This is a genomic window from Sphingobacterium faecium (assembly GCF_003054045.1).
Lineage (GTDB): Bacteria > Bacteroidota > Bacteroidia > Sphingobacteriales > Sphingobacteriaceae > Sphingobacterium > Sphingobacterium faecium.
Genome location: NZ_QBKH01000006.1, coordinates 471170 through 486921, shown reverse-complemented (window position 1 = coordinate 486921; position 15752 = coordinate 471170). Strand labels below are relative to the sequence as shown.

The 15752-nt window shown below is 36.8% G+C and carries 17 protein-coding genes and 1 pseudogene; 10 read left to right on the top strand and 8 right to left on the bottom strand.

The annotated features are described in order from the left end of the window. Positions 1-440: 440 nt before the first annotated feature. Positions 441-788, top strand: a complete 348-nt coding sequence (locus C8N37_RS18590; protein ID WP_108160303.1) for a hypothetical protein — start codon at positions 441-443, stop codon at positions 786-788. Positions 789-908: 120 nt separating this feature from the next. Here C8N37_RS18590 and C8N37_RS18585 read toward each other — a convergent pair whose 3' ends face one another. From C8N37_RS18585 to C8N37_RS18550, 8 genes are all read right to left on the bottom strand, one after another. Next, complete coding sequence (locus tag C8N37_RS18585) at positions 909-1613, bottom strand: NUDIX hydrolase (RefSeq protein WP_108160302.1); 705 nt, start codon at positions 1611-1613, stop codon at positions 909-911. Positions 1614-1615: 2 nt separating this feature from the next. Next, positions 1616-2530: a cysteine hydrolase family protein gene (locus C8N37_RS18580; protein ID WP_108160301.1), complete on the bottom strand. Its 915-nt coding sequence runs from the start codon at positions 2528-2530 to the stop codon at positions 1616-1618. Positions 2531-2544: 14 nt separating this feature from the next. Beyond that, entirely contained in the window at positions 2545-3327 is a 783-nt protein-coding gene (nadE, locus tag C8N37_RS18575) for an NAD(+) synthase (protein WP_108160300.1), read from the bottom strand. Then, positions 3317-4825: a nicotinate phosphoribosyltransferase gene (locus tag C8N37_RS18570; protein WP_108160299.1), complete on the bottom strand. Its 1509-nt coding sequence runs from the start codon at positions 4823-4825 to the stop codon at positions 3317-3319. The genes nadE and C8N37_RS18570 overlap by 11 nt, the downstream gene beginning before the upstream one ends. Then, positions 4818-5627, bottom strand: a complete 810-nt coding sequence (locus C8N37_RS18565; RefSeq protein WP_108160298.1) for a ribose-phosphate diphosphokinase — start codon at positions 5625-5627, stop codon at positions 4818-4820. The genes C8N37_RS18570 and C8N37_RS18565 overlap by 8 nt, the downstream gene beginning before the upstream one ends. Positions 5628-6002: 375 nt before the next feature. Further along, positions 6003-6530, bottom strand: coding sequence for an NADPH-dependent FMN reductase (locus C8N37_RS18560; protein WP_108160297.1), 528 nt, complete (start codon positions 6528-6530; stop codon positions 6003-6005). Positions 6531-6559: 29 nt separating this feature from the next. Next, positions 6560-7057, bottom strand: coding sequence for a GNAT family N-acetyltransferase (locus tag C8N37_RS18555; protein ID WP_211322303.1), 498 nt, complete (start codon positions 7055-7057; stop codon positions 6560-6562). A 445-nt stretch (positions 7058-7502) separates the two neighbouring features. Further along, on the bottom strand, positions 7503-7709 hold the full coding sequence (locus tag C8N37_RS18550) for a hypothetical protein (RefSeq protein ID WP_108160295.1): 207 nt from the start codon (positions 7707-7709) through the stop codon (positions 7503-7505). A gap of 414 nt (positions 7710-8123) precedes the next feature. On the opposite strand from C8N37_RS18550, the pseudogene C8N37_RS23305 reads away from it, so the two are divergent. From C8N37_RS23305 to C8N37_RS18505, 9 genes and pseudogenes are all read left to right on the top strand, one after another. Then, positions 8124-8772 (top strand): annotated as a pseudogene (locus C8N37_RS23305) (response regulator transcription factor). Further along, positions 8769-10031 (top strand): sensor histidine kinase, encoded by a 1263-nt coding sequence (locus C8N37_RS18540; protein WP_211322302.1) that lies wholly within the window; start codon positions 8769-8771, stop codon positions 10029-10031. The pseudogene C8N37_RS23305 and the gene C8N37_RS18540 overlap by 4 nt, the downstream one beginning before the upstream one ends. A 119-nt stretch (positions 10032-10150) precedes the next feature. Further along, positions 10151-10573 carry a thioredoxin family protein gene (locus C8N37_RS18535; RefSeq protein ID WP_108160294.1) on the top strand — a complete coding sequence of 141 codons (423 nt, stop codon included), beginning with the start codon at positions 10151-10153 and terminating at the stop codon, positions 10571-10573. A 7-nt stretch (positions 10574-10580) separates the two neighbouring features. Next, complete coding sequence (locus tag C8N37_RS18530) at positions 10581-11516, top strand: FAD:protein FMN transferase (protein WP_108160293.1); 936 nt, start codon at positions 10581-10583, stop codon at positions 11514-11516. 1 nt (position 11517) lies between these two features. Further along, the gene (locus C8N37_RS18525) at positions 11518-11748 is read left to right on the top strand and encodes a DUF4266 domain-containing protein (protein WP_108160292.1); all 231 of its coding nucleotides are present in this window, start codon (positions 11518-11520) and stop codon (positions 11746-11748) included. Between the two features lie 34 nt (positions 11749-11782). Then, the gene (locus C8N37_RS18520) at positions 11783-12970 is read left to right on the top strand and encodes a DUF3570 domain-containing protein (protein ID WP_244914474.1); all 1188 of its coding nucleotides are present in this window, start codon (positions 11783-11785) and stop codon (positions 12968-12970) included. A gap of 51 nt (positions 12971-13021) precedes the next feature. Further along, complete coding sequence (locus C8N37_RS18515) at positions 13022-13690, top strand: cytochrome b/b6 domain-containing protein (RefSeq protein ID WP_108160291.1); 669 nt, start codon at positions 13022-13024, stop codon at positions 13688-13690. Between the two features lie 7 nt (positions 13691-13697). Further along, positions 13698-14387, top strand: coding sequence for a VIT1/CCC1 transporter family protein (locus C8N37_RS18510; RefSeq protein WP_108160385.1), 690 nt, complete (start codon positions 13698-13700; stop codon positions 14385-14387). A 307-nt stretch (positions 14388-14694) separates the two neighbouring features. Continuing rightward, the gene (locus C8N37_RS18505) at positions 14695-15465 is read left to right on the top strand and encodes a phosphatase PAP2 family protein (protein ID WP_108160290.1); all 771 of its coding nucleotides are present in this window, start codon (positions 14695-14697) and stop codon (positions 15463-15465) included. Positions 15466-15752: the final 287 nt, after the last annotated feature.

Here is a 15752-nt window from a genome sequence, read left to right as displayed (position 1 = left end):
AAAGATAGTTTTTCAATTGAAATTTGGTCATAATATCTGCGTTTGTGGTTTCGACTTAATACCACTTAACATAGCACCAAAACACGGGATGCGATACTCAACTAATCACACAATTTGGATTCAAGGTTAAGGGGATGGTATATTGATCATCGACAAGATGCCTGAGAGAGAAGTTATTTCCTAGACAGACGGTTACCGCAGATGGGGTAAGATACAGAGGCCGATAAAAAAATAGGAATATCGAATGAGAGCCAATAGTGAGCTCCTGTTGAGCGAACAACGTAACGAGCATGGAAACATTGCCAAAATTAGTATTAAAAACAATTTAAATACCAGCAAAATAAAGCGATTTTGCAATTTCGGCCTTTTCTACGGCGATATTCCCTTGGGTAGGAAGCATATTGCGCCACACCGAATTATGGTAATTGACCTTTAAAATTATGATGGATCAAGACACTCAAAACTATATCATTACCCATTACCTTCATCTGATGTCTCCACAGGAGAAATTAGCTTATAAACATATCCATTCACTATTGAAACTTGAAGGAAATAAGGATTTGGATAAAATAAAGAAGATCTACTTTAAAGCCGTTTTGCTTACTAAAGATCTTACAGCTTTATCACTCATACATGATGGAATAGAAAAATTCTATAAAAATACCGCTCAACGTATATTGTCTAACCATCATGCACAAATTACATTTAACAATTGCCCAAAATGTGGCAAGTTGGCAAGAACTCCATTAGCAAAACAGTGTAGATACTGTTACTTTGATTGGCATTAAATAATTTTGCTAAAAAAAATTGGGTTTAAAATATCATAGCCCTAATTTTCTTCATTAAAAAATAGGACTATGATAAGGGATTTAATGAAATTAATTGAATGGTTTAAAAAAAACATTTTATTAAAGCTCAAAATAGAATCCTGATTCTTTGAGAGCTTCGTATTTGTTACGATCAAAGCTATAAATCTTAGCTGCTCGAGCATGTCGATCTGGTTGCTTTTCACTATGATCAATCAGCAGTTTCATACTTAAAATCTTCTTTCGAAAATTACCCCGATCGACAGCTCTTTGCAAAATGGTCTCGTACAGCTTATGGAGATCGGGCAATGTGAATTGCTCCGGCAATAATTCAAAACCTATGGGCTGGTAACGTATCTTTCCTTTCAGCCGTTCAATGGCAACCGATAGAATCTGATCGTGATCAAATGCTAACGGCATAGCTTCATCCAAACTGAACCATTTTACTTCTTCAATATCAAGTCCTGCCTCAATAAGATAATCTGTAGACTTGACCAAGGCGTAATATGCAATGCTGATAACCCGAAAACGGGGATCCCGATCTAAAGCTGAAAAAGTATAGAGCTGCTCCAAATAGATATCTTCTAATCCTGCTTCTTCAGCCAGTTTGCGACGGGCACATTCATCGGCACTCTCACGTTCTAAAATGAATCCTCCGGGAAATGCCCATTTGCCTAAAAATGGTTCGATTCCACGCTTGGTGAGCAACACTTTGAGTTCTCCTCTATCAAATCCAAAGATCACACAGTCTACTGTGACTGCTGGTCTTGGATATTCATAGGTGAACGTTTGTTTCGCGCTGTTCATAACTATAAAACGATGTCAGTTGATTTACGAATGTGGATACCATATCGCTCCTGAAGTACTTCAAACTGCTGCCTTGTACTATCTTCAAATCCGGCTATTGGCGACATGCAGTCTTCAAGTAAAGTAATACGTGAGGTGAGTTCCTTATTGTCTGAAAAATATTCTAAAATCTGGGTCACAGAAGCCAATACGCAATGACTGGAAGCCTGACCTGCAATATAGATGGCATCAAACTGACTCACGGAATTGAGCACTTCATAGTTGATATATTGATCACGATCGTATTCGGCTTTGATAATACCATACATCTCGGAGTAGGGATTTTGTCCCTTATAAATTAACTGGGGAGCTGTGCTACGGGCTGCCGCATGAAAGTAAAGCATTTTGGTAAACTGGCTTTCGAGCTTAGCTCCTACTGTTCCTTCTAAACAATGATAGGGCCATATACAAAGCTTTTTCTTATGATCAGTTTCCAAATTCTGGAGATACTCCAAAGAGCGTTCGTTGCCCCCATTGGCTGCCACCCATATACCCTGAACAACATCTTCGTAAGCAATGATGGTAAATGGTGCCGGATGATTACCTTCTTGATCGACCCACCAAACAGGATGAAAAATCTGCATCATGGAGTGACAGTCCAAACTACAGATAATCTGAGTCAAGGAAGCCATATTATGATACATCCATTTTGTAAGGCGTTGAACATCTGCTCTCGAACCTTGAACGGCCAGACTGCCAATGCCCTCCATAAAATCGTTCTGCACATCGATAGCCAATAGCAGATTCCGTTTCTCATCCTGCGCTGCAGGTTTTATATTTTCGGATTGTCCAAGGGCTAACATATCATCTATCTGTTCATTAATTGTGTAAGAAGCGATATGGTTGATGTCGATAATTTGCTGATACCTGGTATTCATGATATTTTAAAAGCTTAGTTGTTGAAAATTGGAACGGTCTCAAACTTATGAGCGGATAGCGCTATACGTTGCTGTATTAAGGCATCAATGTTTTCATCTCCTGAAGTTCCTGTTAATATAAACGCATCTATTTGATTGTATGTCATACCCAATTCATCCTCATCGGTCTGTCCTTCCCATAGCCCCGCTGATGGTTTCTTTTCAATGATGGAATCGGGCACACCGAGACATTTTGCCAAGGTATAAACCTCCTGTTTGGTCAGCATACCCAAAGGATTAAGATCTGCAGCACCATCACCCCATTTGGTAAAGTATCCAACAGTACGTTCAGCCATATTGCCAGTACCGATCACAAACCGGCTACCTAGCTGTGCTAACTGATAGAGGTAGGTCATCCGCACACGAGGACGGATATTGGCTTGGCTCAAGGCTTGATTGACAGTTCCTGCTTGTGCCAAGAACGATACATTGGTAATAGTCAAGGCATCTACTGCTGGCTGAATATCGAAAGTATGATGAGCAAAATTGAACTTTTGAATCAGTTCTAATGCATGTTGTGAGCTTCGGGTATTGCTCATATCATTGCCATAAGGCATCATGACCAAATGTGTATCGACTTTCGCCAAATGGCACAGGCAGGCAACTACACTACAGTCTATACCTCCGCTCATACCCAGTACTACTCCTTTGCGATTGGCAGCAGCGACCTGTTGAGCTATCCATGTTGCTATTTTACTTGCATATTGTGCGACATTGTCATCATTGATAACAAATGGCTTGTGTTGTTTAGTTTCCATATACGCGATTTGATTCTATTTTCAAGGTAGTTCTGATCTCTTCAAATGTATTGGTGAAAACGAATTCACCGTTGATATAAAAATCTTTTAAAAGATTTTTATTTTTTAATTCACTAACTGTCTGCGGGTTAAGGTCATCAATCAAGCGATAGTCATGATCTTCAAATACAACTGCTACGATACCCTTTTGTGATTTTTTGAAGTTGCCGATATCGGTAGCTGGTCTTTTTTGAATCGCTTTAAACTGACCGTCTACTTCTTCTGCTGTGCCTTTTAATGCGAAACCGAACGTATCACGTGTCACATATTGATACGTGTATGAACCGATTCCTAAAGCGGTATTAGTCGAAGCAAAGCCTTTTTCCATCAAGCCACTGCAGATCTTGTCTGCACGATCGACGGTAATGGAATCTCCATAAACTACACCGATATGGGGATCTAGCTCTTTGTATCCTTTTGAATTGACTGTTCCGCCAAAGATTTCAAACAGGCGTTCAACAATCCCTTTTCTAACGGTCTCACGATCGGAATCCTTATCGCCGCAGATGATATGAATAGGATCTCCACTGTCTGGACGGATCACCACTTTTCCATCTCGCGAGAGGATCAGTTCTTTCAGCTGTGGCAGAACTTGGTCAACTACATTCCAAAGATCGTAGGTGTCAGATACGATAGAAATATTACCACTGGGATATACCTCGGTAATCAAGTGTCGAAATGCCTCCACTTCCTGCTCGCCATAAGAACACATAACACTATGCTCCGTGGATGGTGTATACATCAGTATATCATTGCCTGCCGCATAATAAGATTTAAGATAGTTTCGTACAGAAAGCGTAGCTGATACCGAAAAGCTCAATAGATGTCCTCCTGCTGTGCGGTAGGCGGTCTCTGGAGAACCCATTCCCCTCATGGAGAAATCACCTGCTTGGGTATGTACTTTGTGAATATCTCCTGTTTTCTCGGCATAGCTGTTCAACAATCTTTTGTAACGATCTGCAATGGTAGCTGCTGTCATGGGTGACCAGATATAGGCTGAAAGCTGGGTCTCTAAATAACCGGGTAACCAAAAGAAGTCAGGATGGGTATTTTCAATCGTAAACATCGGGACACCAATGGGTACCAAACTTCCCTCCTTCATAGCTTTGATCTGAATAGGCAGATAACCTAATTGATGCAGGGCTCGGATATGGGCAGAACTGTGAGTAGCAGCAAAATTAGCATTGGTCTGTGCAAAAACATGCTGGATAGCTTCTTCATATTCTGACACAACTGTCTCTAGTGGCTGACTGAAAAAATACTGTTCAAAGGCATGAGTCATTTCTGCCAATGCTCCTTGTAATCCGAAAAATACAACATGGCTAATACCAGCTATACGCGACATTCGGGGTGTCCAGGTTTCATATACCCAATTGGTTCTGGCCGGATACTGATCTTTATGGCATAGCTTATAACCGTCTGTCCAAAGAATAGGATTTTTACTTATCGGATTAAACATAGTTTTCAAGGTTAATGGTGATGTATTCTATTTTGGGATGCGTTTGCTGCATCATTGAGGTGCCGGTGAATACTTTGTCTATGGGTGAATCTTGATCGAGCAATTTACCGGATAATACACGTGGCTCACAGTGCGTGACCAGAAGATAAATTTCACTGGCTCCCATTTGCTTGAGAGTCTGACCTGCCCAAAGGAAAGTTCCTCCAGCAGAACAAAGGTCATCTACGATGATACACTTCGCCCCTTTTGGTATATCACCCTGTTTGAGAAGCATATTCTCAATGCGTCCTGTCTCTGGATTGCGGGTTTTGTCAAATATGCAGCTATGGTCATAACCTGTATTATGATAGCGTGCAGCTGCTCCTTTGTCCGGAAAAACAATTCGGTCTTGATCTGTAAACTGCATCTGATCCATAATCGCTGGTAACCAATCTAGTGCTGGGTAGATGGCCTCGCTATTGCGCAACAGTTCAATGGTTTTGGCCGAGTGCGGTTCAATAACGTACACCTTTTCAAAGTGTAGGTCATTGATAAATGCACAAATATACTGAAGGGTGAACAGATCACCTTCAATTTTACGGTCCATACGGCTATAAGGCATATAATTGATCACGAGCTTACAATTTACCTGCTCCTGATCAATTCTTTTCTTAACAAAAAGAAGTTTGATTAGATCACCATCTTCTTGATAGGTGAATTCAAGCAAATTGTCTTTTAAGATATACGGATCAAAATCTTTCACTTTCGTTTCCTTATTAGGAAACTGCTCTGTGATTATGGCATAGGTGTTAAGTACAATCATAACTCTATCTTTTATATTTGAGTATATTTTACTCAACAAATATGAGCAATAATTTTAAAGTATGCAATTCTTTTGAGTACTTTTCACTCAAAAGAATTTAATAAAAATATAAAGTATTGATAAACAAATAAATATATTTAAAAAAACTAGAAATACGTAAGCAGAAAAACCACATCTCTCCATATACTACTCATTTGCCTACTGTTATCGTGAAAGTTCATACTGCTATATCTATAAAATTAAATACTATACGTACTTACTTATTATTCGCTTATGTAAAAGCGAAATTTTGACAAAAAAAGAGCAATATATGTTCCCTCCACATCTATATTTGATATTCAGAAAATATGAAAATTGATAATACTTATCGCTTAATTAAGATGAAATCAGATCGTAATACGCATGTGCAAATTTGAATAAGGAATCTTTAGTTTTATCATCCATTAAGTCACCCTGCTCATTTATTTTCCCTTTTATTCCCGAAATTAGAAGCGTCGTATCTGCAGTAAAACTTGCCATTAAGGTTTCCATGATCAACTGTAATTCGACATGTCCTTTTTCACCATGAGCTGATGCTGTAATAAGGCCTATCGGTTTGTCTGAAAATAAGGTCGTTGAAACGCACCATTCCATTGCGTTTTTCAGTCCGCTTGGCATACTAAAAACATATTCAGGTGTACATATTATAATACCATCAGCAATTTCTATCTCTTTTCTAAAATCTAAAATTACTTTGGGCGTTTCGGTAATAGAAAGTGCGGGATCAAAATGTGGAAGTGATTTAAGCTCGTTGAAAATCTTGAGGTTAAAAATATCTTTGGTGAAATCTGCAAATATATGGATGAGTTTTTGATTGGATGAATTGCTACTTGCACTACCATTTATTACAAAAATATTTTTCATATGTTATTCTTTATCAGGTTTTGTATGAATTACATTGCTTTCTCATAACAGTTAAAAACTCCTTTTCGAAAAAGGACGGTCCCTACAGATGCATAGCCCTTTTTTATATACACGGCATTGGCTGTTTCATTTAAAGAAAAAGCGTCAAAACGTATAGATTGATATTTATTTTCCAGAGCAAATTGCTCCGAATATTTTATCATTTTGCTTGAGATACCTTTACCTTGTGCAGACGGTTTTACATATAAGCGATGAATCACGACAAACGGAGTAGCTGTTTTCCAGTTTAATTCAGCGTATTCTTGATCACATTTTTCATTTAAAACCATATAGGCCAATAATTCACCTTGCTCTTCATAAATAAAAGCTTCTTCTCTATCAATATCCTGAGTCAAGACGATTCTGTTTGGATATTCTTGATCCCACTGATCAATGCCTATATTCAGCATATATGCTTTTACTTCCTCTAATACTTGTGCGGCCTGAATGATATCCTTTGGAATGCCTTTTCTAATCATGCAATTCATAAATTACCCTTTAGAATTTTTAACGAGTCAGTTGCTAACAAGAACGACTGCACAATACTCCTATTAAGGTTGTTCATGAACACAGGAATTTATATTCATTTAACAAACTTATTTACTTAGCATTGAATTATCAAACCTATTCTCCTATTTCGTTGTTTCTGAATTTACTTGTCATGTAAAACTATTGAATTTATTAAACAAGTTCACTCTAGTATAAAAGATATGGAGAATGAAATATTCTTAATAAAATTTTTCATATTCGCTTTCTGCAATTAAATAGCTATAATCCAGATTACTTATGCTTGTGAAACTATCATTAAAATTTTATTGCATTCGATGTAAAAAGTCTATCGCCATATTATTTTTAGATGCCCAGGCCATCGATGAGTAGGCTTTTAATCTTTAACTGTGGTTGAATCACATTTTCACAATAAGTTCACTTGGTTTATTTTTTTTCACCATCATTTAAGCTTTTTAAAGATTTCTCCAGATCGTCCATATCTTTTTTGACATCACGCTTGAAGGACTCATTCTCTTTCTCGGCTCTTTCATCAAGGTTTTGCATGTCGTTATCCAATGCTATATTTTTCTGTTGGACGACCTCTCGTATACTTGCGATTTTTGATTTTACTTTCCTATCGTCGGTCTCCATTTTTTTCTGTTAAGTGAGATCACCAATTATATATGAAATTCGGTTTAACTAAATTCATATTAAAAAAACAACTCATTGAATAATCACGATTTCTGTAGCCAGAGGTAAAAAACTCATACCAAAACTCTATCCTTTTGATCAGTATATACAAATCATTGATGGAATGGCTGTAGTAAATATAAGCAATATGGAGGTCATGTTGAAATTAGGTGAAAGCATCATTGTTCCAGCACATGCCATACATAGTTTTACGACAACAAAACCTTTTAAAATGATAACAAATACAATTAAAAGTGAATACGAACTTTGAAAAACATCAATTTTTTATGATAATCAAAAAAAAGCACTTAATTCCAATACTATAACAATCAAAAAAAATATCATTTTTCTGAATTTTAACAGCATATTTATACTATGAAATTTCTAATTGTTGAGGACGAAGAAAGTTTAAAAAAAGTATAGTGCAATATCTTGCGGCTGAAGGAAATATCTGTGACTCGGCTTCTACCTACGATCAGGCATACCAAAAGATATCAATCTACACCTATGACTGCATTTTATTAGACCTAACGCTGCCCGACGGAGATGGAATCTTATTGCTGAAGTACCTTAAGAAATTAAATAAAAATGATGGCGTACTTGTTATTTCAGCGCGTGACTCCTTAAATCAAAAAATAGAAGGCTTGAGTTTAGGTGCCGATGATTACTTGATTAAGCCTTTTCATTTATCAGAGCTCTACGCTAGAATAATGGCAATAGCTTGGTCAAATGCAACGAATTGGAGATTGATACCAGCAATAAGGAAGTTAAAGTTCATGATCGACTTGTTTATTTAACTAAAAAAGAATTTGACCTGTTGCTCTATTTTGTTTCCAATAAGAATAAAGTGATTTCAAAATCTGCTGCTGTAGAACACATCTGGGGTGATGATGCCGATATGGCCGATAGTCTCGACTTTATTTATACACATGTTAAAAATGTTAGGAAAAAATTGACAGAAGCGGGATGTAAGGAATATTTTCAATCGGTCTATGGCGTTGGTTATAAATTCACGGACAGATGAAACTATTTACAAGTTATAACCGGATTTTAGCTGGAATCACTTTGAGCGGCTTAATAGTAATCGGTTTTCTATTCTATCAAACGCTCGGACTGTATATCAATAAGCAGATTGAAGATCATCTATATGAAGAATTACTTGAAGTTAAAGACTTTGCTCACGTCAAAAATATAGTGCCCTCTCCAGATGGATTTGACGGCGTGATTATCGGATATCAAAAATTACAAAAACTCACCGATGAACGTCAAATATTTGCCGATACAAATTTTTACAATCCGAAAAAAAAACACCAAGAATCAGCGCGCTATCTAAAGACACAACTTCTTCTAAATGGTGAACCCTATGAGGTAAAGATAATTGCGTCAAAATTTGAAAGTCAGGAACAGATCAAAAGTATTGTTCTCATCATCTTACTACCATTAATGATTTTACTTGTCGTACTGTGGTTGGTGAATCGATTTTTAATCAGAAAAATGTGGTTACCCTTCAAGCAGCTCCTCCATAACATCAAAGCTTTTAATATCAACCAAGAAGAAGTGTTTAAACCTATAGAAACCAAAATTGAAGAATTTAAAGAGTTGAATGATGCCATGGTGGAGGTAACATTAAAAATAAAGTCCGATTATAAGGAAATCAAATTATTTACTGAAAATGCCTCACATGAAATGATGACTCCTCTGGCTGTTATCAATTCAAAGCTGGATACTATGTTGCAGTCAAATTCGCTAAAGAAAGAAGATAGTGAAATATTAGAAGATCTTTATCGTGCTACTTCTAAACTTACCAAGCTCAATCAATCTCTGCTATTACTTGTTAAAATAGACAATAATCAACTTCAAAATAAAGAATATATTAATCTGGGAACATTGATCAATGACAAAATTCTTTACTTTCAGGAGTTTATTCAGGAGAGAAAACTAGAGATGACCACTTCACTTGATGATTCATTAATTTACGCCAATCGTTCGCTGATTGAAATCTTAATTAATAACTTATTTAACAATGCCATACGCCACAATTTCAATGGTGGAAAGATTGACATTAAGTTGCACAAGCATAACTTGCAATTTTCCAATAGTAGTATGCAACCAGCACTTGATCCGATCAAGATCTTCGAACGATTCTATAAAGATAACTCCTCCGATGGAACCGGTCTCGGACTTGCTATTCTGAAACAAGTTTGCATGCGCCAGAATTATAGCCTCCTGTATACCTTTCAAGAAGAACTACATGCATTCCATATTCAGTTCGACAACGCTTAATAGCCATCATATTTTTTTAAATATTAACTTTAATTAACAACTAACTTCATAATCTCTACAGAATTGCTGGTGATATTAGCTTCATAAATAAACTTTAAACGTACTTCAAGTATATTGACATGAAACTACTTTTCATCCTATTCTTTGGAATTATTCCAACCTCTTTAATTTGGAGTGATAATTACCATGAAGCACAGCAACAAGCTAAAATCACGCATAAAAATATACTGATCAATTTTTCTGGATCTGACTGGTGTATACCTTGTATCCGTTTGAGAAAGGAGATTTTTGAATCAGCTATTTTTCAAGATTATGCAGCAGATAAACTGCTATTGGTTCGCGCAGACTTTCCAAGACAGAAAAAAAATAGATTTTCCATTGATCAAGTAAAAAGGAATGAGGCACTAGCTGAACAGTATAATCCCGATGGAAAATTTCCATATACACTTTTGTTGGATGAAAATGGAAAAATTCTCAAATCTTGGGATGGATACCCCAATATTACCGCCGAGCGATTTGTAAAAGAAGTCAGCACGAAATAAAATTATAATGAAAATACCAGTTGTTTCTAAGAGGACTCTAAAATTGATGGGAAATCGATTTGAGTTTACTGTCATTTCCGATAATGAAGAAATAGGACAAGAAGCTATTGATATGGCTATAGAGGAAGTGCGTCGGATAGAAGATTTATTCAGCACATTTAAAGAAACTAGCCAGACCAACCTCATTAACCGTAATGCTGGTATTCAACCCGTAAAAGTGGACAATGAAGTGATTCAGCTCATCAAACGTTCCATAAAAATATCCGCAATAACGCAAGGTGCCTTTGATATTACATACGGTTCTATTGATAAAAGCCTATGGAATTTTGATACGACTATGACTGCACTTCCTGACCCCAAAATAGCCCTAAAGTCTGTCTGTCTGATTGATTATAAAAATATGATGATAGATGACCAAGACTCGACTGTCATGTTAAAACATCGGGGTATGCGTATTGGATTTGGAGGTATAGGCAAAGGGTATGCAGCCGATCGAGCTAAACAAATCTTACAAAATGTTGGAATCAAAAGCGGTATTGTCAATGCCGCTGGTGATCTAGTGACATGGGGAAAACAGGTCAATGATAAAAACTGGACGATCGGTATTGCTGATCCTAATCAATGCGGTCAACTATTTTCTGCTCTCAACATTAGTAATATGGCAATTGCGACTTCTGGTAATTATGAAAAATATATTACGATAGATGGAAAAAAGTACTCCCACACTATAGATCCTAAAACGGGTCTGCCTGTAACTGGGATTAAAAGTGTCACTATTCTCTGTCCTAGTGCTGAACTTGCAGATGCGCTTGCTACTCCGATTATGGTCTTGGGAATTCATGTTGGACTTGATCTGATCAATCAATTACAGCATGTAGCCTGCATTATCATCGATGATGCGGATAAATTATATACTTCAAACAATATTAATGTAAAACACTGATATGAAAAAATCATTCAAAAAAGTGATCATAAGTTCTGCAAGTATGTTGATCCTATGCGCACTAGCCTCCTGTACTACAGTGAAGCCCTACCAGAAAAATAAAATCAGTGATGCTGAGATGAATTTATCTTCTCGAAAGGTACAGAAATTTGAACAGAGTTTTCAATTGTACCGCGAAGGTGGATCTGGTGCCAATGGTGGTAAGAGTGGTGGTGGCTGCGGCTGTAATTAACTAAAATTATGAAAAAGATCTATCTCCATGCTGCATGCTATTTATAGGCATATTGGGTGCCAACGGACAAATTAAACTGAACAAAACAGTTGCTGACTCATCCAATTATCAGAGTCGGAGCCTCAAGATCGATGAAATCAATCTCGTATCTGCATATTATAAACAGAATGGGAATAATTCGGCTGTCACAGGTGGTATTGGGACAGAAAAATTAAGTGATTTTGCTAATACTCTAGATCTGCAATTATCAAAATTAAATAAAGCTGGAAATAAAAATACGTTCCTTTTTGAAATAGGTATTGATCACTACACTTCTGCTTCATCAGATAAAATTGATCCAAGCACAATTTCTTCTGCATCTATGTCAGATACACGTATTTATCCATCTTTAAATTGGACGCAAAGTAATGAGAAAACAGGCAATTCCTTTGGTTTTACAGGTTTTTTTTCTACAGAATATGACTACCAATCGTTAGGTGCAGGCTTTAACCTGTCTCGTTTGTCCAAAAATAAGAATACACAGTTTGATTTCAAATTGTCAGCGTTTTTGGATACTTGGAAAGTCATTTTGCCCATTGAACTGCGATCTCCGGCAAATAGTGGTCAATTGTCAAAAAGTGAAGGCTCAAGCCCGCGCAATTCTTTCAGCGCTGCATTTTCACTTTCGCAGGTCATCAACCCTAAATTACAAGCACTAATAATGATAGAACCGGCATATCAAAAGGGCTTGTTGGACACTAAATACCAACGTGTCTATTTTACAGACGGTTCGTTAAAGGCTGAAAACTTACCTGATCAGCGCTATAAACTGCCAATAGCAGCGCGTATCAATTATTTTGCAACAGATCGAGTAATTTTACGAACATATTACCGCTTCTTTATGGACAATTGGGGTATAAGAGCGCATACAGCAGAAATAGAAGTGCCCGTTAAATTAACATCTTTTATCTCAATAAGTCCTTTTTATCGATACAATCATCAAACCGGAGCGCATTATTTTGCTGCCTATGGTGAACATGCCCCAACATCTCAATATTACACCAGCGATTATGATCTTTCGACTCTGAATAGTGATTTCTATGGCGCAGGTATTAGAATTACTCCTCCAAATGGTGTATTTGGATGGCAGCATCTCAATATGCTCGAACTGAGATATGGGCATTACAGCAGATCAACTAATTTGATGTCTGATATAATTTCGTTAAATTTAAAGATAAAATAAACTATTCCAGCTTAAAGCTATACCAACAGCTGGTTTTTAACTAACCTAAATATGGATCATATTGAAAATCTTAGGAAAGATATTGGACATCCTAATTTCATAAAAAAGCATAGTGCCAGTTCCAGATTATGGCATTGGTTAAACTTACTTGTCATAACAGGATCATTGTTGACCGTTTTATTAAATTCAACACTATTTGATGTAAATCGTAACGCCCATTATATACAAGAGCAATTACATTCCGTTGCAGTAAGTATAACCAATCAACAAGCATCACATGTGGCCCATGGTCTAGAAGATAAAGTATGGGACATACATAGCTATTTTGGCATTGCACTGACGGTATTATTTCTATTTAGATTAAGCAGTAGCCTTTTTGAAATTAGAGAGCAGCGATTTCTTTTCATTTTAAAAAAATCAATTCAATACTACCGCAGTTTATCCAAAAAGTCCACACAAGCCCTACATGAGGTTGCGATTAAATTCCTTTATCTCCTATTTTACATATTTTTAAGCATCATGGTCATCACAGGCATGTTACTTACCTTTAAACAAGACTTAGGTATTGGCCAGGAAACAAGCCATAATATCAAAGAATTTCATGGCTTTTCTATGTATATTATACTTGCATTTATAGTCGTTCACATCATTGGTGTTGTGCTCGCTGAAATAGGAAAAAATAGAGGAATAGTATCACATATGATCCATGGTGGTAAATAATCAAGATATGAAATCTGAAGAACATTACACGACCAGAAGTGGCTGGCTCAGAGCTGCTGTATTAGGTGCCAATGACGGTATTCTTTCAACAACAAGTCTAGCTATTGGAATTGCTGCTGCGAGCACTACGCGCGAACCCATTGTACTTGCTGCAATAGCAGGGCTAGTTGCAGGGGCTCTGTCAATGGCAGCCGGTGAATATGTTTCTGTAAGCTCACAATCCGATATCGAGATTTCGGACTTGAAAAGAGAAAAGGCAGAATTAGAACATACACCTGAATTGGAGTTAATAGAACTTGCGAAAATATACGAACAACGTGGCCTTGATGAAAACCTGGCTATGCAAGTAGCTATACAGCTTACCAATCATGATGCTCTGGGAGCACATGCGAGAGATGAGTTGGGCATTAATGAAATCACCATGGCGAAACCGATGCAAGCTGCACTAGCTTCGGCTGCTTCATTTATCATTGGAGGTTTGCTCCCACTCTTAGTTTCTATTTTTGCTCCAATTAAAATGATGGTTATATATCAATATGGTTTTGCCATTATATTTTTAGCGCTATCAGCTCTAATTGCAGCAAAAGCAGGTGGATCCAATCGTGGAAAAGCAGTATTAAGAATCTGTTTTTGGGGTACGGCAGCTATGCTTGTGACTGCTTTTGTAGGTTATCTATTTGGTGTACAGACACATTAAAATAGTTGTAGACGCTATATATATTGATTATACAAATCACAAAGAGCAGGATCAACATGGGTTCTTTAACAATCATTACCATAGGTCTGTAGCATATGTTCCGTTCTTTTTTCCATAGACTGCTACATATAATCATCCTAAAGAACGTTTCAAATTTTTAGGGATGGATGACACATATCAAAATCAAGCTGTTAGCTGAAAAATTAACCCTACTATTTAATAGAAAATCATAGACAGTTTTAATAGGAATAATTTCATTCTTATACTTTCATATTTAATATAACTTCTAATAAAAATCGGTTTTACAATGAGATTTAAATATGCTTACCTAATGTTATGGGGATGCTTAATGGGACTGACTATGACAAGTCACGGGCAACAAATCACATCGTCTCCTATTGACAGCAATGCGATAAAATCTTCCTTATTCAAGCGTATTCCTTACAAACAGCTGATTGTACCTGTAGGATTGATGACTTATGGAGTAATTGCATTAGAAAGTCATTTCCTAATTGATCAAAATCAAGATATTCGGACTGAATTAAGGGAAAATATTGATCGTAAATTTTCAGTAGATGATTTTAGTCAGTATGTTGGTACTGCAAGTATATTTGCGTTAGATGCGCTTGGTATAAAAGCAAAACATACTTTAAAACAACGCCTTTTTACTGCTGCTGTGTCCAATGTCATTATGACAGCAACCGTGATGTCTATTAAAAATACGGGTACCGTATGGCGTCCGGATAGCTCTGCCAACAATTCCTTTCCTTCGGGACATACTGCCACTGCTTTTGTTGGAGCAGAACTACTCTGGCAAGAATATAAGGATCGGTCGATATGGTATGGAGTGGCCGGATATGCTGTGGCAACAGGAACTGGTTTCTTTAGGATGTATAATAATAAACACTGGTTATCTGATGTCGCTATGGGCGCAGGAATAGGAATATTAAGCACAAAAATTGCCTATTGGTTGTTGCCCTTACTGGATCAAAAAAAGCAAGAAAATAAAACGAGTTATGTGTTTATTCCAAGTTATAATGGTAAACAATTTACCATTGGGGGAACCATATCCTTTTAAATTCATGACTTGAGTTCTGTTCAAAAGCCATATGATAAAATATCTTCTGACAGTCATATCTATATGGATTACTTATACCTCCATATCAGTTATCTAGCGGAAGTGATCAATTTTTATGCACTTATGCTCCTACTTATCATACCCTATTTTATAATTAAATTATCTTTCTCTAACTGTTTGGTCATTGCTCTTGTATCCTGATTGAAACTGTTGAAAGCGTCAGCATTGTTACTTTACAATTAGGTAGATCAAACCAATTTCACTACACTCTCATCCTATAAATTGAT

Bases quoted from the DNA above. Each gene is read 5' to 3' on its own strand.
- C8N37_RS18570 (WP_108160299.1), bottom strand. From the start codon at position 4,825: ATGTTTAATCCGATAAGTAAAAATCCTATTCTTTGGACAGACGGTTAT.
- C8N37_RS18565 (WP_108160298.1), bottom strand. From the start codon at position 5,627: ATGATTGTACTTAACACCTATGCCATAATCACAGAGCAGTTTCCTAAT.
- C8N37_RS18590 (WP_108160303.1), top strand. From the start codon at position 441: ATGATGGATCAAGACACTCAAAACTATATCATTACCCATTACCTTCAT.
- C8N37_RS18510 (WP_108160385.1), top strand. From the start codon at position 13,698: ATGAAATCTGAAGAACATTACACGACCAGAAGTGGCTGGCTCAGAGCT.
- C8N37_RS18580 (WP_108160301.1), bottom strand. From the start codon at position 2,530: ATGAATACCAGGTATCAGCAAATTATCGACATCAACCATATCGCTTCT.
- C8N37_RS18540 (WP_211322302.1), top strand. From the start codon at position 8,769: ATGAAACTATTTACAAGTTATAACCGGATTTTAGCTGGAATCACTTTG.
- C8N37_RS18525 (WP_108160292.1), top strand. From the start codon at position 11,518: ATGAAAAAATCATTCAAAAAAGTGATCATAAGTTCTGCAAGTATGTTG.
- C8N37_RS18520 (WP_244914474.1), top strand. From the start codon at position 11,783: ATGCTATTTATAGGCATATTGGGTGCCAACGGACAAATTAAACTGAAC.
- C8N37_RS18535 (WP_108160294.1), top strand. From the start codon at position 10,151: ATGAAACTACTTTTCATCCTATTCTTTGGAATTATTCCAACCTCTTTA.
- C8N37_RS18555 (WP_211322303.1), bottom strand. From the start codon at position 7,057: ATGAATTGCATGATTAGAAAAGGCATTCCAAAGGATATCATTCAGGCC.
- nadE (WP_108160300.1), bottom strand. From the start codon at position 3,327: ATGGAAACTAAACAACACAAGCCATTTGTTATCAATGATGACAATGTC.
- C8N37_RS18515 (WP_108160291.1), top strand. From the start codon at position 13,022: ATGGATCATATTGAAAATCTTAGGAAAGATATTGGACATCCTAATTTC.
- C8N37_RS18560 (WP_108160297.1), bottom strand. From the start codon at position 6,530: ATGAAAAATATTTTTGTAATAAATGGTAGTGCAAGTAGCAATTCATCC.
- C8N37_RS18505 (WP_108160290.1), top strand. From the start codon at position 14,695: ATGAGATTTAAATATGCTTACCTAATGTTATGGGGATGCTTAATGGGA.
- C8N37_RS18550 (WP_108160295.1), bottom strand. From the start codon at position 7,709: ATGGAGACCGACGATAGGAAAGTAAAATCAAAAATCGCAAGTATACGA.
- C8N37_RS18585 (WP_108160302.1), bottom strand. From the start codon at position 1,613: ATGAACAGCGCGAAACAAACGTTCACCTATGAATATCCAAGACCAGCA.
- C8N37_RS18530 (WP_108160293.1), top strand. From the start codon at position 10,581: ATGAAAATACCAGTTGTTTCTAAGAGGACTCTAAAATTGATGGGAAAT.